Source organism: Micromonospora sp. NPDC003944 (assembly GCF_053605225.1).
Map to the genome: position 1 here is coordinate 1 of NZ_JBSGIV010000091.1, position 20577 is coordinate 20577.

16 protein-coding genes and 1 pseudogene are annotated in these 20577 nt (G+C 70.9%); 10 read left to right on the forward strand and 7 right to left on the reverse strand.

The window, feature by feature from the left end:
- Positions 1–108 precede the first annotated feature (108 nt).
- Both ACWER9_RS29255 and ACWER9_RS29260 read right to left on the reverse strand, forming a co-directional pair.
- The gene (locus ACWER9_RS29255; RefSeq protein ID WP_452304877.1) at positions 109–669 is read right to left on the reverse strand and encodes a hypothetical protein; all 561 of its coding nucleotides are present in this window, start codon (positions 667–669) and stop codon (positions 109–111) included.
- A 645-nt stretch (positions 670–1314) separates the two neighbouring features.
- Positions 1315–1698, reverse strand: a complete 384-nt coding sequence (locus tag ACWER9_RS29260) for a WhiB family transcriptional regulator (RefSeq protein ID WP_091406539.1) — start codon at positions 1696–1698, stop codon at positions 1315–1317.
- Positions 1699–1951: 253 nt separating this feature from the next.
- On the opposite strand from ACWER9_RS29260, the gene ACWER9_RS29265 reads away from it, so the two are divergent.
- A complete protein-coding gene (locus ACWER9_RS29265) occupies positions 1952–2773 on the forward strand; it encodes a response regulator transcription factor (protein ID WP_452304878.1) in 822 nt (273 codons plus the stop codon).
- 62 nt (positions 2774–2835) lie between these two features.
- Here the strand turns inward: ACWER9_RS29265 and ACWER9_RS29270 are convergent, their stop codons facing one another.
- Positions 2836–3255: a DUF5319 domain-containing protein gene (locus ACWER9_RS29270; protein ID WP_357358508.1), complete on the reverse strand. Its 420-nt coding sequence runs from the start codon at positions 3253–3255 to the stop codon at positions 2836–2838.
- Between the two features lie 186 nt (positions 3256–3441).
- Here ACWER9_RS29270 and guaB point away from each other — a divergent pair, with 186 nt between their 5' ends.
- Positions 3442–5004, forward strand: a complete 1563-nt coding sequence (guaB, locus tag ACWER9_RS29275; protein WP_452304879.1) for an IMP dehydrogenase — start codon at positions 3442–3444, stop codon at positions 5002–5004.
- 30 nt (positions 5005–5034) lie between these two features.
- Positions 5035–6153 carry a GuaB3 family IMP dehydrogenase-related protein gene (locus tag ACWER9_RS29280; RefSeq protein ID WP_452304880.1) on the forward strand — a complete coding sequence of 373 codons (1119 nt, stop codon included), beginning with the start codon at positions 5035–5037 and terminating at the stop codon, positions 6151–6153.
- 64 nt (positions 6154–6217) lie between these two features.
- Here the strand turns inward: ACWER9_RS29280 and ACWER9_RS29285 are convergent, their stop codons facing one another.
- A complete protein-coding gene (locus tag ACWER9_RS29285) occupies positions 6218–7333 on the reverse strand; it encodes a sugar phosphate isomerase/epimerase family protein (RefSeq protein WP_452304881.1) in 1116 nt (371 codons plus the stop codon).
- Between the two features lie 185 nt (positions 7334–7518).
- On the opposite strand from ACWER9_RS29285, the gene ACWER9_RS29290 reads away from it, so the two are divergent.
- A complete protein-coding gene (locus ACWER9_RS29290) occupies positions 7519–8925 on the forward strand; it encodes a M1 family metallopeptidase (protein WP_452304882.1) in 1407 nt (468 codons plus the stop codon).
- 110 nt (positions 8926–9035) lie between these two features.
- Positions 9036–10493 carry a M1 family metallopeptidase gene (locus ACWER9_RS29295; RefSeq protein WP_452304883.1) on the forward strand — a complete coding sequence of 486 codons (1458 nt, stop codon included), beginning with the start codon at positions 9036–9038 and terminating at the stop codon, positions 10491–10493.
- A 7-nt stretch (positions 10494–10500) separates the two neighbouring features.
- Here ACWER9_RS29295 and ACWER9_RS29300 read toward each other — a convergent pair whose 3' ends face one another.
- The gene (locus tag ACWER9_RS29300; RefSeq protein WP_452304884.1) at positions 10501–11619 is read right to left on the reverse strand and encodes an LCP family protein; all 1119 of its coding nucleotides are present in this window, start codon (positions 11617–11619) and stop codon (positions 10501–10503) included.
- A gap of 144 nt (positions 11620–11763) precedes the next feature.
- Between ACWER9_RS29300 and ACWER9_RS29305 the strand changes: the two are divergent.
- Both ACWER9_RS29305 and guaA read left to right on the forward strand, forming a co-directional pair.
- Positions 11764–13460: pseudogene (locus ACWER9_RS29305) on the forward strand (FAD-dependent oxidoreductase).
- A 152-nt stretch (positions 13461–13612) separates the two neighbouring features.
- Entirely contained in the window at positions 13613–15169 is a 1557-nt protein-coding gene (gene guaA, locus ACWER9_RS29310; RefSeq protein WP_452304885.1) for a glutamine-hydrolyzing GMP synthase, read from the forward strand.
- A 7-nt stretch (positions 15170–15176) separates the two neighbouring features.
- Here guaA and ACWER9_RS29315 read toward each other — a convergent pair whose 3' ends face one another.
- Positions 15177–15545 (reverse strand): PspC domain-containing protein, encoded by a 369-nt coding sequence (locus ACWER9_RS29315; protein WP_452304886.1) that lies wholly within the window; start codon positions 15543–15545, stop codon positions 15177–15179.
- Positions 15546–15688: 143 nt separating this feature from the next.
- Here ACWER9_RS29315 and ACWER9_RS29320 point away from each other — a divergent pair, with 143 nt between their 5' ends.
- The 3 genes from ACWER9_RS29320 (at position 15689) to ACWER9_RS29330 (ending at position 19817) form a co-directional block, all read left to right on the forward strand.
- Positions 15689–16639, forward strand: coding sequence for an NUDIX hydrolase (locus ACWER9_RS29320; protein ID WP_452304887.1), 951 nt, complete (start codon positions 15689–15691; stop codon positions 16637–16639).
- A gap of 916 nt (positions 16640–17555) precedes the next feature.
- Complete coding sequence (locus ACWER9_RS29325; RefSeq protein ID WP_452304888.1) at positions 17556–18521, forward strand: NUDIX domain-containing protein; 966 nt, start codon at positions 17556–17558, stop codon at positions 18519–18521.
- A gap of 345 nt (positions 18522–18866) precedes the next feature.
- The gene (locus ACWER9_RS29330) at positions 18867–19817 is read left to right on the forward strand and encodes a CDP-alcohol phosphatidyltransferase family protein (protein ID WP_452304889.1); all 951 of its coding nucleotides are present in this window, start codon (positions 18867–18869) and stop codon (positions 19815–19817) included.
- A 57-nt stretch (positions 19818–19874) separates the two neighbouring features.
- Here the strand turns inward: ACWER9_RS29330 and ACWER9_RS29335 are convergent.
- A partial coding sequence (locus ACWER9_RS29335; RefSeq protein ID WP_452304890.1) for a phosphatidylserine decarboxylase occupies positions 19875–20577 on the reverse strand: 703 nt, incomplete at its 5' end.

The window sequence follows — 20577 nt, forward strand, 5'->3', positions numbered from 1 at the left end:
GTTTCCGTTCTGGGCGGACGGTAAGTGTCCAAGATCTGCGGGTGCGGAGTGTGGAGATGCCGCTGGCCGGCACCCCGGGGTGCGGGGATGCCGGCCAGCGGTCGGTGGTCAGCTGTTCCAGTGTTGGGCGACGAGGTCGGTGGCCTGCTGCTCCCACTGGGCGTAGGCGTCCGGGTAGGCCGACACCTGCACGGTCTGCGCGGCGTCGGTCAGCGGCATGTCCTGCCACCCGTCGACCTGCTTCAGGCCCTTCAGGAAGGCGGTGGTGGAGTACTCGGGGTTGGTGATCTGTTCCGGGGTGCCCCAACCGCTGGTGGGGCGCTGCTGGAACAGGCCCAGCGAGTCGTGGTCGTTGGCGTCACCCAGGTGGCCGAGGTTCTCCAACTTCGACTCCTGCAGGCTGGTCGCGATGGAGATGACCGCGGCCCGCTCGGGCAGGCCGGCCTTCTTCGTGGCGGCGATGATGGCCTTGACGTTGGCGGTCTGCTCGTCGGTGAGGGTGATGTGCGACTGCTCGCCCTGCGGCTTCGGCGCCGCCGACTGCACGCTCACCGCGACCGGCTTGGCGTCGACGGGGTTGGCGTGGGCGGCGATCGGGCCGGCGAAGACACCGCCGGCGAACGCGAGACCGGCAACGGACAGCATGCTCTTACGCAAGATCGTGGTCATGAGGGGTAGCTCCTTCGGGGGTAAGGACACCCGCACACGTGCTACGGGTGTGAGCACCTCGTCCGGCGCTGCACAAAAGGTTTGAGGGGTCGGCGACCTGACGAGCGGGGGCTCGCGGCGCCGGGTCCCTGTGTAACGACCGGGGGGCCGGGGTCATTCCGGGGTTGGCCCTGCGGTCGTTCGTGGGGAGGGTAACGACCGGGCGGAGGCCGCCATTCCCGCCGACGACCAGCCCTCACGAGGGCGGCGGGTCGGTGGTGCTGCGATCGTCAGGGTGTGTAACGACCCCGGCCCGGCCACGATTCCGGCCCACCGGTGGAGCCGGTCACAGGCAAACCCCGCAAAACGCCCTGAGGTTGACTCTCAGCCCAAGCTGAACACCCCAGACCGGACAAAAGCCCAGCGTCCCGTCGCTACTCGGCCCTCCTGCTGCACAGCCAGGCTTGATCCACTCGGACCTCCTTGAAACCGGGGCTTCCGGAGGGGGCGGGACACCCCGACATCAAGGAAAGTGTGTTGATCATGACGGGTGGTGCTGACCGCACGCGACGCATGGGATGCGTCGGACGCGCGCAATACGCGGAACGCGCGGAACCGCGCCTCCGGGACGGGGGCGCGGTTCGCGGACGTTCGGAACGAGTTGGGTCAGGCCACGTTGCGTTGGGCTGGGACGGTCGACTTGTGGGGGCGGCCCAGGCGGGCCTCCAGTCGGGCGACGTCCACCCGGGCGTGGCGGCGGTCTGCCAGGTCCTCCCAGCCGACGGCGAGCAGTCGTAGGCGCTCGGACTCGCTGAAGCCGCCCCACACACCGTACGGCTCGCGTACCGACAGTGCGTGAGCGGCGCACTCGGCGCGGACCGGGCAGGCGCGGCAGACCGACTTGGCGGCGGACTCGCGGCGCAGCCGGGAAGAACCACGCTCACCGTCGGGGTGGAAGAACTGGGCGCTGTCGCGCCCTCGGCAGGCACCGAGCCGCTGCCAGTCCCAGAGATCGACGATGGGTCCGGGCAGTCTACGTACGTTCGACATCAGCACCCCTCCTCCCGCGCGGCTCCGCGAGAATCCTTATGGCCGGCATCCGGGCGGCGGGCCGCGCAGGCGCACCGTTCCCGGCCTGGATCTCCCGGTACCCGGGCTGTCGTCACCTCACACGTCTGTGATCGAAAACGTCCGGGAAATTGCGGCTTTTGCCCCATCTGTCGGAAAAGTTCGAAGGATTGCCGGGAACCCCCTCCCCAGCCGACCGCGTCATGGTCTGCTCGTTGGCGGAGAGGAGACCACAGTGCGTACCGTTCTTGTGTGCGTTCGGACACCACTCGCGGCGCAGCACCTTACTTCTGCTGCCGCGCGGCTGGGGTTGTCCGCGATTGTTCGTACCGCCGTCTCTGATCCCGAGGTGATGCTGCGCCTGGCCGAACGACCGGCCGACGTGGTCCTGGCCGACACGGCCCTCACCCGGCCGGACAGCGCCGGCTTCGTCCGCCGGGTGTTGGCGCGCGCGCCGCAGGCGGCGGTGGTGCTGCTCGGCACCGAGGAGTCAGAGGCCGCGGCGGCCACCATCAGCGCCGGCGCCCGTGGGCTCATCCAGAATGTGGACCATGACTTGACCAGCGCGGTGGCGAAGGCTCTGCTGCTGCTCACCGCGCCGGGCCGAGCATCCCGGCAGCGGATCACCGATCCCGCCCGCGACGCTGCGGCGGTGGGTGGTTCCGGTTCTGGTCGCTCCGGGCCGTCACCGCGTGGCGCCGGTGAGCCCGGCTGGGCGGCCGGGGCCGCTGACGGCGCGGGCGGTGTGCCGTCGGTGCCGGTGCAGCGGGGTGACGACGAGGCGGAGGCGGGGGCCGGCGAGCCGGCGGCACCTACCGACCAGGGCCGTCCCGCCCCGAACGCCCGCCCCAGTCGGGCGTCGATCGGCCTCACCGAACGGGAGCTTCAGGTGCTGCTCGGCATGGCCGAGGGCAAGAGCAACGCGGAGATCGGCCGGGAGCTGTTCGTCTCGGAGGACACCGTCAAGACGCACGCCCGCCGGTTGTTCCGCAAGCTCGGCGCACGGGATCGCGCGCACGCGGTGGCGGCGGGATTCCGCGCCGGCCTGGTCGCCTGACGAACACGCCGCGCAGCGGCCGGCCACACGCAGGGCGGCGCAAGACCCGCGAAGCGGCGGCGTCACTTCGTGGCGGTGGGGGTGCCCGGCTCGTCCTCGGTGCCCTCGGACAGGGTGTCGTGCACCCCGTCGGCGTACCCCCGGGCGTAGTCCCAGGTCACGTAGTGGTCCGGGTCGGGGTCGTACGCGGGCTCGTGCACCCGGGGCCGGCCCGAGTTGAGCAGGTGCCGCAGGTTGCCGCGCAGCAGGTCCCAGTCGAAGTAGTGCGGCTCCCGACAGTCCTCGCATTCGATGACCAGCCCGCGGACCCCGATCGGTGCCAGCAGAGCCTGGTAGATCTCCAGGTCGGCGAGGTCTTCAAGCACATCCTGCCGCTCGACGTCGGTAAGCGGATCCGGCGTCGCGTCGTCGCCCGGGTCATCCAGACCCGCGGTCGGATCGGCCGGGTCGCCGTTGAACGGGTCGATGGGCTCGTCGTGCACCCCCTCACCGTAGACCCAACGCGGCGGGAACGTCCGCCCCCCGGCCTCCGTGCCGGGCCGGCCTGCCACGGACGGGTCGCCCAGCTCACTGGGTACGATGAGGCGACGTGCCGGCACCGTGGCGCGCTCCGGTGCCCGCCCGCGCCACCTCGCTGAAGCCCATTCGAGCAGCTCAGGGGAGCAATCGTGGAAAATTCGCCCAGCACCGATCTTCCGGCCGGCGTCGAGCACGCCGACCTGGGCGGCCACCTGCCCGAGCTGCCGGCCGGCTCGGCCCGGGTGGTTCCGCTCGGCCTCACCTTCGACGACGTGCTGTTGCAGCCGGGCGAGTCGGACGTGGTGCCCAGCCGGGTCAACACCCGGACGAAGCTCACCCGCAACATCGAGTTGTCGATTCCGCTGCTGTCCAGCGCGATGGACACGGTGACCGAGGCCCGGATGGCGATCGCCATGGCCCGCCAGGGCGGCATCGGTGTGTTGCACCGCAACCTCTCCCTGGAGGACCAGGCGCTCCAGGTCGATCTGGTGAAGCGCTCCGAGTCGGGCATGATCACCAACCCGGTGACCGCGAGCCCGGACGACACGCTGCGCGAGGTCGACGAGCTGTGCGGGCGTTACCGCATCTCCGGTGTTCCGGTGGTGGACGGCGACGGTCAGCTGGTCGGCATCGTCACCAACCGGGACATGCGTTTCGTCTCGGAGCCGAACACTCCGGTCCGCGAGATCATGACCCGTACCCCGTTGATCACCGCCCGGGTCGGGGTGAGCAAGGACGACGCCCTGGCGCTGCTGCGTCAGCACAAGGTCGAGAAGCTGCCGATCGTCGACGACTCGGGTCGGCTGCGCGGCCTGATCACGGTCAAGGACTTCACCAAGAGCGAGCAGTACCCGGACGCCAGCAAGGACGACGCCGGCCGGCTGCGGGTCGCCGCCGCGATCGGTGTCGGCGAGGACGCGTACAAGCGTGCCCGTGCCCTTGTCGACGCGGGCGTCGACGTGCTGATCGTGGACACCGCGCACGGTCACCAGCGGGCCGTGCTGGACATGGTCCGTCGCCTCAAGGCCGACGTGGCGGTCGATGTGATGGGCGGCAACGTGGCGACGTACGCGGGTGCGAAGGCGCTCGTCGACGCTGGCGCGGACGGCGTCAAGGTCGGTGTGGGTCCGGGCGCGATCTGCACCACCCGGATCGTCGCCGGGGTCGGCGTGCCGCAGGTGACCGCGATCATGGAGGCGGCCCGGGCCGCCCGCCCGGCCGGCGTGCCGGTGATCGGCGACGGCGGCATCCAATACTCGGGCGACATCGCCAAGGCCCTGGTGGCCGGCGCCGACACGGTGATGCTCGGCAGCCTGCTGGCCGGCTGCGAGGAGAGCCCCGGCGAGCTGATCTTCGTCAACGGCAAGCAGTTCAAGACGTACCGCGGGATGGGGTCGCTCGGCGCGATGCAGTCCCGGGGCCAGGCCAAGTCGTACAGCAAGGACCGCTACTTCCAGCAGGACGTGCTCAGCGACGACAAGCTGGTCCCCGAGGGTGTGGAGGGCCAGGTTCCCTACCGGGGGCCGCTCTCCCGGGTGGCCCACCAGCTGGTCGGCGGCCTGCGGCTGGCCATGGGGTACGCCGGTGCGGAGACCATCTCCGACCTGCACCGCCGGGGCCAGCTCATCCGGATCACCGCGGCTGGCCTGAAGGAGAGCCACCCGCACGACATCCAGATGACCGTCGAGGCGCCCAACTACCACACCCGCTGACCCACCACCCCCAACCACCTGGAGTCCCCCATGCGTGACGTGGTCGAGATCGGGCTGGGTAAGACCGCGCAGCGCGGCTACCACCTGGACGACATCGCCATCGTGCCGAGCCGCCGCACCCGGGACGTCGACGACGTCTCGACGTCCTGGCAGCTCGACGCGTACCCGTTCGGCATTCCGTGCGTCGGTCACCCCTCCGACGCCACCATGAGCCCGTCCTCGGCGGTGCGCCTCGGTCAGCTCGGCGGCCTCGGCGTGCTCAACGTCGAGGGGCTCTGGACCCGCTACGAGAACCCGACGAAGGTGCTGGACGAGCTGGCCGGCCTCGACGAGGAGGCCCGCGCCACCAAGCGGCTCCAAGAGGTGTACGCCGAGCCGATCCGTCCGGACCTGATCGCGGAGCGGGTGCGCGAGCTGCGCGCCGGTGGCGGCACGGTGGCGGTGCGGGTCTCTCCGCAGCACACCCTCGCGCTGGCGCCGGTGATCCTGGACGCCGGGGTGGACATCCTGGTGATCCAGGGCACCATCGTCTCGGCCGAGCACGTGTCGACCACCGACGAGCCGCTGAACCTCAAGGAGTTCATCGCCGACCTCGACCTTCCGGTGATCGTCGGCGGCTGCACGGACTACAAGACGGCGCTGCACCTGATGCGGACCGGCGCGGCCGGCGTGATCGTGGGCATCGGCGGCGACGAGTGGTCGACCACCGAGTCGGTGCTGGGCATCCGGGTGCCGATGGCCACCGCGATCGCCGACGCCGCCGCGGCCCGCCGCGACTACCTGGACGAGACCGGTGGCCGGTACGTGCACCTGATCGCCGACGGTGACATGCAGACCTCGGGTGACATCGCCAAGGCGCTCGGCTGCGGCGCGGACGCGGTGATGCTCGGTGAGCCGCTGTCGCTCTGCGACGAGGCCCCCGCCGGCGGTGCCTGGTGGCACTCGGCGGCGAGCCACCCGTCGCTGCCCCGGGGCGCCTTCGAGGTCTCCGGTGAGCCGCTCGGGTCGATGGAGCAGCTGCTCTTCGGGCCGGCGGACGAGGCGGACGGCCAGCTCAACCTGTTCGGTGGGCTGCGTCGGGCGATGGCCAAGTGCGGTTACCGCGACCTGAAGGAGTTCCAGAAGGTCGGCCTGGTCCTGGACCGCTGACCCTTCCGATCGACGTGCGAAGGCCGGCCCAGATGGGCCGGCCTTCGTCGTGTTCAGCCTGACGTCACTTCTCCACGTAGATGGTCAGGTCGGACATGTTGCGGTAGCTGCTCGCCGCGAAGTCGAGCGACTGGCCCCTGTTGTCGACGCCGCCGGGGGCGGTGTCCATCTCCCAGTTGGCGTGGTGGAAGTTGCGTTCGCCGATGGTCTGGAAGAACTGCTGGAAGTTGAGGTCGCCGTCGCCGAGCGGGGTCATCTGGTAGCCGTTGGGGACGCTGGTGTCGCGGTCGCCGTCCTTGGCGTGGAAGAGCGGGAACCGGGTGGTCCGGTCGGCCACGGTGAGGATCGGGTCGAACAGGTCGGTGACCTCCTGGCCGGCCGCGTTGACGTACTTCTGGTGCTTGTAGCGGGCCACGTAGGCCCAGTAGATGTCCAGCTCGAAGAAGACGTACCGCGGGTCGGTGATCTCGAAGAAGTACTCCAGCCGGCGGATGCCGGAGGACCGGGTCTGCCGGCCCTGCGCGTCGCGCGGGCCCCGGTCGATGAGGAAGCTGTACGCGGCGTCGTGGTTGTGCGTGTAGAGCCGCATGCCCCGGGCCTTGGCCTGTCGGCCCAGCTCGTTCCATATGTCGGCGGCGGCGTCCCACTCGGCCTTGTACGCGCTGCTCGTCGGGTCGCTGCCGGTGCCGATGTTCTTCATGCCGAGTTCCTCGGCGATGTCCAGTTGTTGCTGGAAGGTGGCCGGCTGGATCGTGGCGTGGGTGCCGTTGGCCACCAGACCGTTGTCGTCGAGGATCTTGCGGATCTCGGCGGGGGTGATCTGCCGACCCAGGATCTCGGTGCTCTGGGTGTAGCCGGCGAACTCGATCTCCTTGTAGCCGATCTCGGCGAGTCGGGCGAGGACGCGCTCGAAGCCGTACGGCACTCCGCTGTCGTCGGGCGCGGCGGTGATCCGGTCGCGGACGCTGTAGAGGATGATGCCGCGGTTGCGGGCCGGGATCAGCGGTTCGACCCGCAGTTTGCTCGCGGTGCCGGGGTTGGCGAGCGCGGGGGTGCCGGTGGCGAGGACGGGTAGCCCGGCCGCGCCGATCGCGGCGGCGGCCCCGGCGGAGGCGGCGAGCAGGGAGCGGCGGCTGAGCCGCCCGGTGGGGGAGGCGTCGGGGGCGGTGTGGTCTGGCATGGTTCCACCTTTCGCGACGGTGGTCGGAGACAGACACTAACGTCGGTCTAAGTGGAAAGAAAGGTTCGATCGACGGCAGCTTTTGTTCGATTCAACGAAAGTCACTGATGATCGTCGATACCGGCCGCACGGCCCGCGATGCTGGCTAGGCTCGGCCTGAGCGGAGTGCGGCAGGAGGAGCGCGCATGGTCCTGACCGGACGGAGACTGCGGGTCGCCGCCGCGCTGGCCTGCGCGATCGGGCTGGTCGCGACAGGTTGTACGGGCGACGACCGCGACGGCTTCCGGCCCGGATCCGCAGACGTCGGCGACCCGTACGTGCCGGGGCACGGCAACGGCGGCTACGACGTCGCGCACTACGGCCTCGACGTCCGCTACGACCCGTCGACCGATCGGCTGACCGGCCGAGCCGTCATCACGGCCACCGCCACCCAGGACCTGTCCCGCTTCAACCTGGACCTCGCCGGCCTGGACGTCCGCGCTGTCACCGTGGGCGACGCCGCGGCCGAGCACCGGCGCGGCGACGGCGAGTTGGTGGTGACGCCCCACGAGGGCCTGCCGCGCGGCCGGCAGTTCACGGTGACCGTCGACTACGCGGGCGTCCCGACGGCCGTCGACGACGGGGCGTTGGGCAGCGGCGGCTTCCTGCACACCGCCGACGGCGCGGTGGCGCTGGGTCAACCCGATTCGGCCGCCACCTGGTTCCCGGTCAACGACCACCCGTCCGACAAGGCCACCTACGACCTGGCGGTGACCGTCCCGGACGGGCTGGCCGCGCTGAGCAACGGGGTACCCGGGCCGAAGAGCAGCACCGACGGCTGGACCACCTGGCGCTGGTCGGAGCGTGCCCCGATGGCCAGCTACCTGAGCACGCTCGTGATCGGTGACTACCGGGTGGTGAACGGCACGCACGCCGGCCGGCCGATGGTCACGGCGGTGGCCGCGAGCCTACCGGCGACAGGTGCCGCAGCGACCTCACTGGCCCGCACCGGAGCGATCGTCGACTTCCTGGCCAGCCGATTCGGCCCGTACCCGTTCGACTCCTACGGCGGGATCGTGATCGCCGACGACCGGATCGGGTACGCGTTGGAGACCCAGTCCCGGCCGGTCTACGGGCCAGCCTTCTTCGCTGACGACAGGCCGAACCCGGGCGTCGTCGCGCACGAGTTGGCGCACCAGTGGTTCGGCGACAGCGTGACGCTGACCCGGTGGAGCGACATCTGGCTCAACGAGGGCTTCGCCAGCTACGCCGAGTGGCTGTGGGAGGAGCACGACGGCGGCCGGACCGCCCAGCGCAACTTCGAGATCCAGTACGCGGCGACCGACTGGTCGCAGCCGTCGGTCGAGCCCGGCCGGGACCAGATGTTCGGCACGGCCGTCTACAAGCGCGGGGCGCTGGCCGTACACGCGTTGCGCCGGACCGTCGGTGACGACCTCTTCTTCCGCATCCTGCGCACCTGGACCACCGAGCGGGCGGCGGGCAACGCCACCACCGCGGACTTCGTCGCACTTGCCGAGCGGGTCGCGGAACGCCCCCTACGGCCGTTCTTCGACGCCTGGTTGGTGGGTGGTTCTGCCCCCACACTGCCGTGACCCGGCCCTGCCACCCGATCGATATGCTGCCGCCTGCGAACGGCGGGTAGGCGCCCGTTCGCGCGGAGCGGCAGAGGCCGTGACCGCCCACCGTGCGGGAAGGGTGTGGCATGCGGGGGACGCGGCACAGACTGCGAATGGGTGCCAGCCTGCTGGTGACCGGTGCGCTCGCACTGGCCGGGTGCGACTCGACGGGCCCGGAGACGGCGCCACCGGCGGGCGCGTCCCCCACGCCGTCGCGGACGTTCACCGCCGGCGCCGACGGGGTCGGCGACGCGTACTTCCCGACCTACGGCAACGGCGGCTACGACGTCGGTCGGTACACGGTGAAGGTGCGCTACGACCCGGCCAAGGACCAGCTGACGGGTACGACAACCGTGCGGGCCACCGCGACGGCCGACCTGTCGACGTTCAACCTCGACCTGGCCGGCCTGAGCGTCAGCGCGGTCACCGTGGACGGCGCACCGGCGACCCACAGCCGCAAGCGCAACGAGCTGGTGATCAAGCCGGCCTCCGGCCTGATCAACGGCAACGGGTTCGTCGCGGAGATCACCTACGCGGGTAAGCCGAAGCCGCTGAAGAACGAGACGCTCGGTGACGGCGGTTTCCTGCACACCGCCGACGGCGCCATCGCGCTCGGTCAGCCCGAGTCGGCAAGCACCTGGTTCCCGGTCAACGACCACCCGTCGGACAAGGCGGCCTACGACTTCGAGGTCACCGTCCCGGACGGCCTGACCGCGATCAGCAACGGTGTTCCCGGCGGTAAGACGAGTACGGGTGGTTGGACCACCTGGAAGTGGTCGGAGAAGTCGCCGATGGCCAGCTACCTGAGCACGCTGGTGATCGGCAAGTTCCGGATCACCACCGGTGAGCACAAGGGCCGGCCGGTCTACAACGCGGTCACCACCACCGAGCCCAAGGGCAACGCGGACGCGTCGATCGCGCAGACCGTCGCGGTGGCCGACTACCTGGAGAGTGTGTTCGGGCCGTACCCGTTCGACGCGTACGGCGGGGTGGTGGTCTCGGACAGCCGGATCTCCTACGCCCTGGAGACGCAGAGCCGACCGGTCTACGCGGCGAGCTTCTTCCGGCAGGGCGAGAACACCGAGGTCGTCGCCCACGAGTTGGCCCACCAGTGGTTCGGCGACAGCGTCTCGTTGGCCAAGTGGGAGGACATGTGGCTCAACGAGGGCTTCGCCACGTACGCGGAGTGGCTCTGGGCCGAGCACACCGAGGCGTACACCGCCAAGGAGGCGTTCGACGACCAGTACGCCAGCACGTCCGCGCGAGTGTGGCAGACACCGCCCGGCAAGCCGGGCGTGGCGAAGCTGTTCAGCGAGTCGGTATACCAGCGCGGCGGCATGACCCTGCACGCCCTGCGGGTGGCCGTCGGCGACAAGGCGTTCTTCGAGATCATCAAGACCTGGGCGGCGGAGAAGCGCGACGGCACCGCCACCACTCCCGAGTTCGTGGCGCTGGCCGAGCGGGTCTCCGGCAAGCAGCTCGACGCGGTCTTCGACGCCTGGCTCTACGGCACCAGCAAGCCCGCCCGGCCCAAGCCGCTCTGAGCGGCGGTCAGTTCTTCACGACCAGCTTGGGGTGGGCGGCCAGGTACGCGTCGGCCCGGCCGGCGCGGAGTTCGGTGAGGAACTTCCGGCCCTCGGTGGTGAGCTGCTCACCCCGGTAGGCGCTGCCCTTGCCGACACCGGAACCGGGCAGCCCCACAAGCGTGAAACGGTTCTCCGGCAGGCCACTCAGGGCGTACGCGATGTCGACGATCCGGCGTCCGCCCACGTAGACGAGGGTGTCGCCGAGCGCGGAGACCACCTGGTCGACGCGCTCCGGTTGCTTGGCCAGGCCCTCGTCCAGGATCTTGCGGGTCATCGCCCGGATCAGCTGCTGCTGGTGCCGCTGCCGCGCGTAGTCACCGCCGGTGATGTAGCGCTGTCGCGCGTAGTCGAGCGCCTGCCAGCCGTTGAGGTGCATCTCGCCCTTCTCGTAGACCTGCTGCGGCCCCTTGTAGCCGCCCGGCGCGGGCTCCCGGTACTTGCCGTCCGGTCGGCGGTGCAGCGACTCGACCCGCTGGTCGATGTAGATGTCCACCCCGCCCAGGGCGTTCACCAGCCGGTCGAACCCGTTGAACGTGAGCACCGCGCCCGCGTCGATGCGCAACCCGGTGTAACCGCTCACCGTGCTGCGCAGCAGCTCGTACCCCTGGGCGGTGCTCGGTTGTTTGGGTTTGCCCGGCACCCGGCTGCCGAAGCTCATCGCGTGCGTGAGCTTGGTCTTGCCGCCCTTGTAGCCGGCCTTCGGGAACGCCGGGATGTCCACGAGCAGGTCTCGGGGGAGCGAGAAGAGGTACGCCCGATCCAACCCCTTGGGTACGTGCAGCACCAGCACGGCATCCGAGTGCGGCTCCCACCCGGGCACGCTGACCCGGGTGTCCACACCCACCAGCAGCAGGTTGAGCGGGCCGGTGATGTCCGCGCCCGGTGGTGGGCCGCTGGGGCTCGGGGTCGGCGTGCCGACGGGTGACGGGGTCGGTGAGCCGGCCACCGGGCCGCCGCCCGGCTTGCTGTCGCCGGTCAGCCGGGTGATCACCACGGTGCCGGCCGCGACCAGCGCGACGACGGCGAGGGCCGCCAACCCCAGCAGCAGCCACCGTCGGCGCGGCGCCATCGACCCGAGAACCATCTGGTTTCCTTCCACCCGTCTGGTGAACAACGCTCCGACGGGTGCTCCTGGTTGCGGCCGGGAGGCGCCGGGTCGGTCGGCCGGAGCATGATCGCGCGAAAGGTGCCGCTGGCGCGAGCGCTACTCGCGAGTAATGATGCCTGCATGCGGTACGACGTGGTCGTCATCGGGTCCGGCTTCGGTGGCAGCGTCACCGCGCTCCGACTGGCCGAGAAGGGTTACTCGGTCGCGGTGCTCGAAGCGGGCCGCCGCTTCGCCGACGACGAGTTCCCGCAGACGTCCTGGCGGGTCCGCCGGTTCCTCTGGGCGCCCAAGCTGGGCTGCTACGGCATCCAACGGCTCACCCTGCTCCGGCCGGCCGACCGACGGTCCGGCGGAGGGGTCCTGGTGCTCTCCGGCGCCGGGGTCGGCGGCGGTTCGCTCGTCTACGCGAACACCCTCTACGAACCGCTGCCCGCCTTCTACGACGACCCACAGTGGCGCGACATCACCGACTGGCGCGACGAGTTGGCCCACCACTACGACCAGGCCAAACGGATGCTCGGCGTCACCACGTACCCGCTGGACACCGGGGCGGACCGCGCCATGCGGGCGGTGGCCGAGCGGATGGGGGTGGGGCACACGTTCCACGCCACCCCGGTCGGCGTGCACATCGGCCGGCCCGGCCAGCGGGTCGACGACCCGTACTTCGGTGGTGCCGGCCCGGAGCGCACCGGCTGCCTGCACTGCGGCTCGTGCATGACCGGCTGCCGGCACGGGGCGAAGAACACGCTCGTCAAGAACTACCTCTGGCTCGCCGAACGGCTCGGGGTGACGGTGCACCCGCTGACCACGGTGACCGCCGTCGGCCCGTCGACGGTGGCGGGTACGAGGTGCGCACCGACCGCACCGGCGCCTGGCTGCGCAAGGGGCGGCAGGTCATCCACGCCGATCAGGTGGTCTTCGCCGCCGGGGCGCTCGGCACCCAGCGGCTGCTGCACGCGATGCGGGCCGAGCAGGCGCTGCCCGGGCTGTCGGCCCGCCTCGGCGAGCTGACCCGGACCAACTCCGAGGCGATCCTCGGTGCCTCGGTGCCTCGCCGACGGGCCCGCTCGGAGCGGTTGGACTACACCGAGGGGGTGGCCATCACCAGCTCGTTCCACCCCGACCCGCAGACACACGTCGAGCCGGTCCGCTACGGGCGGGGCTCCAACGCGATGGGGTTGCTCCAGTCGCTGCTCGTCGACGGCGGCCCGCACCGGGTGCGCCGCTGGTTGGGAGGCATCGTGCGGCAGCCCGGGTTGGCCGCGCGGCTGCTGTCGGTCCGTGGCTGGTCGGAACGGACGGTGATCGCCCTGGTCATGCAGTCGGTGGACAACTCACTCACCACCCGGTGGCGGCGTGGCCCGTTCGGCCGCCGGTTGGTCACCGGCCCGGGCCACGGCACGCCCAGCCCGACCTGGATCCCGGCCGGCAACACCGCGGCCCGAATGCTCGCCGACGAGATCGGTGGCACCCCCGGTGGCGCGCTCACCGAACCCTTCGACATCCCGATGACCGCGCACATCCTCGGCGGGGCGGTCATCGGTGCCACCCCGGCCGACGGGGTGGTCGACCCCTGGCACCGGCTCTACGGGCACCCGGGGCTGCACGTCGTCGACGGCGCGGCCGTCTCGGCAAACCTGGGTGTGAACCCCTCCCTGACGATCACCGCGCAGGCGGAACGGGCAATGTCCTTCTGGCCCAACAAGGGCGAACCGGACCCCCGCCCACCCCTAGGCTCCCCGTACCGCCGCCTGGACCCCGTACCCCCGCACAACCCGGCAGTCCCGCCGAACGCCCCAGGCGCGCTGCGACCGTGACCCGCCGCCACTTCCGCGATCTTGCACTTTCGGTCGTCGTTACGCGGCATTCGTGGCCTTTGTCGGGGCAGAAAGTGCAAGATCGCGGGGAGAGTGGATTGCCGGCGAGCCGATGACGGCGACGGCCGTGACTGTCGGTAGGCTTCGTGCACATGAGCCTGCCTCGCCCCGTCCTCGTGGTGGACTTCGGAGCCCAGTACGCCCAGCTCATCGCCCGCCGGGTCCGTGAGGCGAAGGTCTACTCCGAGATCGTGCCGCACTCGATGCCGATCGCCGAGATGCTCGCGAAGAACCCCGCCGCGATCATCCTCTCCGGTGGCCCGTCCAGCGTCTACGCCCCCGGCGCGCCGCAGATCGACGCCGGCGTGTTCAGCGCCGACGTGCCGGTCTTCGGCATCTGCTACGGCTTCCAGGCGATGGCCCAGGCGCTCGGCGGCACCGTCACGAAGACCGGCAACCGCGAGTACGGCGGCACCCCGCTGCGCCCCCGCCTCCTCGACCCCGGCGTGCTGCTGCGGGACCTGCCGGCCGACCTGCCGGTCTGGATGAGTCACGGCGACTGCGTCACCGAGGCGCCCGAGGGCTTCACGGTGACCGCCGAGTCGGCGGGCGCGCCGGTCGCCGCCTTCGAGGACCTGGCCGGGCGTCGGGCCGGCGTGCAGTTCCACCCGGAGGTCGGGCACACCGCGCACGGCCAGGAGATGCTCACCCGCTTCCTCTACGACATCGCCGGCATCGAGCCGACCTGGACACCCGAGAACATCATCGACGAGCAGGTCGCCCGGATCCGCGCCCAGATCGGCGACAAGGAGGTCATCTGCGGCCTCTCCGGCGGGGTCGACTCGGCAGTCGCCGCGGCGCTCGTGCACAAGGCGGTCGGTGACCAGCTCACCTGCGTCTTCGTCGACCACGGTCTGCTGCGCGCCGGCGAGGCCGAGCAGGTCGAGAAGGACTACGTCACGGCCACCGGCATCAAGCTGAAGGTGGTCGACGCCACCGACAGGTTCCTCGGCGCGCTCGCCGGAGTGACCGACCCGGAGCAGAAGCGCAAGATCATTGGCCGGGAGTTCATCCGGGTCTTCGAGGCCGCGGCCCGCGAGATCGCCGCACACGGCGACGTCGAGTTCCTCGTCCAGGGCACCCTCTACCCCGACGTGGTGGAGTCCGGCGGCGGCACCGGCACCGCCAACATCAAGAGCCACCACAACGTCGGCGGCCTCCCGGAGGACCTGAAGTTCGCGCTCGTCGAGCCGCTGCGCACCCTGTTCAAGGACGAGGTCCGGACGCTCGGCCTCCAACTCGGCCTGCCCGAGGCGATGGTCTGGCGGCACCCGTTCCCCGGCCCCGGCCTCGCCATCCGGATCATCGGCGCGGTCGACCAGGAACGCCTCGACCTGCTCCGCCAGGCCGACCTGATCGCCCGCGAGGAGCTGACCGCCGCCGGCCTCGACCGGGGCGTCTGGCAGTTCCCGGTGGTGCTGCTGGCCGACGTGCGCAGCGTCGGCGTCCAGGGAGACGGGCGCAGCTACGGGCACCCTGTGGTGCTGCGCCCGGTCTCCAGCGAGGACGCGATGACCGCCGACTGGTCCCGGCTGCCCTACGAGGTGGTGGCCCGGATCTCCACCCGGATCACCAACGAGGTCGCCGAGGTCAACCGAGTGGTCCTGGACGTCACCAGCAAGCCGCCGGGCACCATCGAGTGGGAGTGAGCGCCGCTCACGCGGCTGGCAGCGTGCTCGACGGGGTCGTCGGCGGGTAGGGCGGCGTCGGGGCGTACCCCTGCGGTGGTCCGCCGGGCGCGGGCCCGGCGGTGGGCGGCGGGCCGTTCTGCGGCGCGACGCCCGCGGCGTGCGGCCAGGCCGGCGCGCCGGCGGGCTCCTCCGGCATCAGGAACCACATGATCGGGTACGCGAACAGCGCGAGCCCGCCGGTGAGCAGGCCGGTGACCGCGAAGGCCACCCGCACCAGTGTGGGATCGACGGCGAAGTAGCGGCCGACGCCGCTGGCGACTCCCGCGACCATGCGGTCGGTGGTGGGTCGCCGAAGCTGCTTGTACGGGGCACGAGGAGCGGTGGTCGATGTCATACCCCCACGGTCCGCGCTGGTGCCCGGCCCGCCCTCGGTGACCGCCCGGATCATTACCCTGACCAATCCCTGACCGGGGTCGGATAGTCAGGAATCCGACTCTTTTCCGTTCCGGTAACCCGGCCCGGGGAGAATTTGCTTCCGTGACCACCTTGCTCAAGCCGCTCCGCAGGATCGCGGCATACGCAGTTTGTGCTGATTCAAGCGGCCGAGTCTTGCTGGTCCGCGCATCGGAGCGCTCCGGCACCCCCGGCGCGTGGTCGCTGCCCGGTGGGGCCGTCGACCACGGCGAAGACCCGAACCACACAGTCGTTCGCGAAACCGCCGCCGAAACCGGCCTCTCGGTCGCCGTGTCCGGCCTCGCCGACGTGCTCGCCGACATGAGGGCACTCCCGGACCGCGGCATCACCATCCACACCGACCGGCTGATCTACCGGGTCGCCGTGCGCGGTGGCACCCTCGCCGACCGGGCCGGCGAACGCCCCACCGACCTGGCCCGCTGGTACACCCTCGACGAGGCCCGTGAGCTGCCGCTGCGCTCCTTCACCGCACGCGCCCTCGGGCTGCCCGCCTCCGCGGCCGACGTGGTGCCCGACGAGGCACCCGACTTCCCCTCCTTCTACGCCGTGCCCGGCCCCGACGGGCTGCACCGGGCCCAGCGCTTCGCCGCGTACGCGGTGTGCACCGACCCCACCGGCCGGGTCCTGCTCACCCGGGTCTCCGACGGCTACCCCGGCGCCGGCTGCTGGCACCTCCCCGGCGGCGGCACCGACTACGGCGAGCAGCCCGGCGCGGCCCTCATCCGGGAACTGGTCGAGGAGACCGGGCAGACCGGCCGCCTCGTCGAACTGCTCGGCGTCGCCAGCCACCGCGACGCCGCCTCACTCGGCCCCGAGGGCTACCCGATCGACTGGCACGGCGTACGCGCCTTCTACCGGGTCGTCGTCGACAAGCCCAACCCACTGACCGTGGCCGACGTGGGCGGCTCCACCTGCGAAGCCCGCTGGTTCGGCCGTGAGGAGCTGGGCGCCCTCCCCGCCGACCGCCTCACCGAAGTGACCGCCGAAGCAGTCCAGGCAGCCCAACTCACCTGACCCCGACCCGTCCGCGACAGCCCCGGCGGTCCGCCGCCGGCCGCGCGTCCCTGCCTGCGTCCCCGTGCTCGTGCCTCGCGTCCTGCGCTTGTGCCTCGCTGCGTTCGTGCCCGGCGCTCCGGCGCCCCTGCCCCGCGTTTTGCCCCAAGATCGTGCTCGAACCAGGATGTAGTGGCATCGTTCGCCCCGCGAGACCACTAGATCCTGGTTATTGCACGATCTTGGGGCAAGACACTCCGCAGAGGGCGTTCACGGGGCTTTCGAGCAGGTAATCCTCGTGCCGTGCGGGTTCCGACCTGTGATCCACTCGGGTTCACGGAAGTCGCTCCCTCCACTTCGCGTCAACGCCGCGTTTTGCAGGAAGCCGAGTGGATCATGCCGCCGGCCCTGACGCAGGCCGCCCCATGCGCCGACCGCAGGCCATCCTGAGCGCGGGCCGCAGGTCACACCGCAAGCACGGACCTGCAGGTCGCGCGCCTACTTGGCGTGGGGTTGGCGTCCCAAGCGTCGGGCGGGCCGCGATCCCCCAGGTCGACTCCCGCATGTGCCATCCCCCTGATCCACTCGGGTTCCTTGAAAACGCGGTGACCCAGCTGCCGGGATACCGCGCCTTCCGTGGACCCGAGTGGATCACGGTTCGGCCAGACGTCTGCGGCGGCGCTCGGCTCCACGATCAGCGCCGCGGAAGTGCAGCAGGGTAATACCGGTGCACATACGGGTGCAGAGCGGTGTGATCGGGCGGAGTGAAACGACGTCGGCTCTGCGGGCTTCCTGTACGCCACCTGGGTTGATCATGAAGTTATTGTCTGAACGCGAGATGGATGGCGATAACTTCATGATCGACGAGCGGGGATGTCGCTCCAGGGTCGGCTCATGGGCTGGTCGCAGCCTGGGGTGCAGAGCGGGGGTGAGCAAGGTGCAGTTCGCGCGGCGCGTTGGGGCCTATGGGCTGTTGCGGGATGCGGGTCGAGTCTTCCTGGTTCGGGACGGGGTCGAGGGCGAGTTTCCCGAGGTCTGGCGGTTGCCGGGCGGTGTCGTCGGGCATGCCGAGGACCCGGCGCAGGCAGTCGTCCGCGAGGTCGCCGACCAGGCCGGGCTGACCGTGACGGTGACGCGTCTGTTCGCGGTGGTCGCCGATGTGGCCACCTGCCTCGACGGCGAGGTCTCGCTGCACACCGACCGGCTGTTGTTCGAACTCGGCACGCCCCGCGACGCGCGCTCCGAGACCCAGTGGTCCGAGAGCCCGCCGTCCACGAGCCCGCCGTCCACGAGCCTGTCGTCCACGAGCCCGCCGTCCACGAGCCTGCCGTCCCGCTGGCTGTCGCTGGAGGAGGTGGCGCAGTTGCCGCTGACCCCGTTCACCTCCGAGGCGCTCGGCCTGCCGGTCACGCCACTGGCACCCGGGACGCATCGGTTCAGGGAGCCGTTCCCGCCGCCGCACCCCGACCGGCGGTTGCGCTTCGGGGCGTACGGGCTGGTCACCGACCCTGCTGGGCGGATTCTGCTCACCCAGATCGCGACGGGCTACCCGGGCGCCGGCTTGTGGCATCTGCCCGGTGGTGGCACCGATCACGGTGAGCAGCCGGCCACCGGGTTGCTCCGGGAGTTGGTCGAGGAGGGTGGGCAGGTGGGTCGGGTGGTGGAGCTTCTCGGCGTCAACAATCTGCACAATCCCGCTGCGGTGGGTCCGGAGGGTCGGCCGCTGGACTGGCACGGCGTACGGGTGATCTATCGGGTGGTGGTGGACGTACCTACCGATGCGGTCGTCACCGAGTCCGCCGGGGGGTCGACGGCGCGGGCGGGGTGGTTCAGCCGCGCGGAGACTGTTGACCTGCCGTTGAGCGACATCGCTGCGGTTGCAATCGGACAGAGTGGCCGATAGCACTCCGCTCGCTGAGCCGAGATGGTGACCCTCCGGTACAGTCAAGGGCGGGAATGATGGAGGAAACGGGCGATGAGGCCCGGGATGGGAACAAGCGAGCGGTTCGAGCGGTTTAAGCCAGATATAAGTACCGCCGGCAGCTATCGCCAAGCCATGTTCCCCTATGCGATGGTGTACTCCGCAAAACGGCTGCCGGGCCATGCAAGGTCCGGCACGAGACAGCCGGACACCCGCCACTCGGCGGTCAGCAGATCCGGTGATGGAGGAAACGTGCCGAGAGCCCCATGGCGCCGGCGTCGTACTACTGACAGTCCGCGCCCCGCAGGGCGTCGCTGGGCGGGGCGGTTGCGCCGCAGCAGCACGTTCGCCCGCCAGGTGCTGTTGGTCCGGGTCGGCCGCCGCGACGGCGACCTGCACACGACCGACCTGGCCCCGACCGAGCACCGGTACGCCGACCGGCAGCGCCGTCGCTACGGCCTGGACCGGCTCAGCCGCCCGACGCTTGGTGTGGACCCCACACTGGGCCTGGACCGGGCGGACATCGACGCGGTCATGCCGGTCAGCCCAGCGATGCCGCCGATGGCGCCTGTCGACGAGGCCCGCTCGATCCCGCTGCTCCCCGGCGAGCGCACCATGGCGCGCCGGATGAAGTTCGCGCTTGTCAACGCCTGCACGCTTGCCAGCCTGATGCTCGGCATGCTCGCCATCTTCCTGGCCATGCAGGGCGAGGTGCGCATTGCCGCGCTCTGCCTGATCGCCTGCGTCGGCTTCGACGGTCTGGATGGCGCGCTGGCCCGACGGCTCGGTGTGGCCAGCCCGTTCGGCGCGCAGATGGACTCGCTCGCCGACATGTGCTCGTTCGGTCTCGCCGCGCCGGTCGTGGTCTACGCCTCGCTCGCCGGTTCCGTCTCCACGGCGGCGGCGGCGGTGGCGTGCGCTCTGGTCGCGGCGTGTGCCGCGATCCGACTGGCCCGCTTCAACGTCTCGCCCAAGGACGGCCGGTTCTTCTGCGGCGTGCCCACCACCATGGCGGCCGCCGTGCTCGCCGTCACCGTGGCGATCAACCTGCCGGTGCCCGGTGCGGTGTTGGTCGCCGGGGTGGCGCTGCTGGCCTTCGCGATGGTTTCGAGCTTCCCGTACGCCAAGCTCGCCCGCCTGGTGAAGCTGCCGCCGTGGCTGTGGTTGGCCCCGGTGATCGGCGCGCTTGTCGACATCCGGCTGACGTTCGCCCTGATCGTGGTGGGCTACCTGATCAGCGGGCCGGTCCTCTGGCTGCGGCAACGTCGTACCGCCTGATCCGAGCAGACAGAACGGGGCGCCGCGGACAGCGGCGCCCCGTTCTGCGTTGATGCGTCAGCGCCAGCGGGCGATCACCGTGGACCCACCGACCACCTTGTCGCCCGGCCCGACCAGCGGGTCCGCGGCATCGGCCGGCAGGTAGACGTCGGTCCGGGAGCCGAACCGGATCAACCCGAAGCGCTCGCCCTTGGCCAGCAGCGCGCCGATCGGCGCGCGCTGCACGATCCGGCGGGCGATCAGCCCGGTCCGTTGCGCGACCACCACCGTGCCGCGGGCGGTGTCCAGCACGGTGTACGCGGCGACGTTGTGCTCGGCGTCCGGCTTCATCGCGTTGACGAAGCCACCATCGGCGACGAAGTAGTCCACCACCTTGCCGGCGACCGGGGCGCGGTTGACGTGCACGTCCAGTACCGACAGGAACACCGCGACCCGCAACCACTCGCCGTCGCCGAAGCGCTCGTCGTGCAGTCGCTGCACCGACAGGACCTTTCCGTCCGCGCTGGCGACCACGGCGTTCGGGTCCTCCGGCACGTCCCGCTCGGGGTCCCGGAAGAACGCGGCGACGGGGCCGGCGGCAAGCGCCGGCAGCAGCCACAGTTTGGACGACGGGCGCGTCACCCGGGCCAGCGCCGCGAGGCCCAGCGCGATGCCTGCCGCGGCCACACCGTTGGAGTCGATGTGCATGCCCCGGGTCAGCGGCACACTCGACGGCCGGTACGCGGGGGCCAGGCTGTCGGCTGCGGCCGGGCTGGCCGGG

Bases quoted from the DNA above. Each gene is read 5' to 3' on its own strand.
- ACWER9_RS29290 (WP_452304882.1), top strand. From the start codon at position 7,519: ATGGTCCTGACCGGACGGAGACTGCGGGTCGCCGCCGCGCTGGCCTGC.
- ACWER9_RS29260 (WP_091406539.1), bottom strand. From the start codon at position 1,698: ATGTCGAACGTACGTAGACTGCCCGGACCCATCGTCGATCTCTGGGAC.
- ACWER9_RS29280 (WP_452304880.1), top strand. From the start codon at position 5,035: ATGCGTGACGTGGTCGAGATCGGGCTGGGTAAGACCGCGCAGCGCGGC.
- ACWER9_RS29285 (WP_452304881.1), bottom strand. From the start codon at position 7,333: ATGCCAGACCACACCGCCCCCGACGCCTCCCCCACCGGGCGGCTCAGC.
- ACWER9_RS29255 (WP_452304877.1), bottom strand. From the start codon at position 669: ATGACCACGATCTTGCGTAAGAGCATGCTGTCCGTTGCCGGTCTCGCG.
- ACWER9_RS29315 (WP_452304886.1), bottom strand. From the start codon at position 15,545: ATGACATCGACCACCGCTCCTCGTGCCCCGTACAAGCAGCTTCGGCGA.
- guaA (WP_452304885.1), top strand. From the start codon at position 13,613: ATGAGCCTGCCTCGCCCCGTCCTCGTGGTGGACTTCGGAGCCCAGTAC.
- ACWER9_RS29300 (WP_452304884.1), bottom strand. From the start codon at position 11,619: ATGGTTCTCGGGTCGATGGCGCCGCGCCGACGGTGGCTGCTGCTGGGG.
- ACWER9_RS29295 (WP_452304883.1), top strand. From the start codon at position 9,036: ATGCGGGGGACGCGGCACAGACTGCGAATGGGTGCCAGCCTGCTGGTG.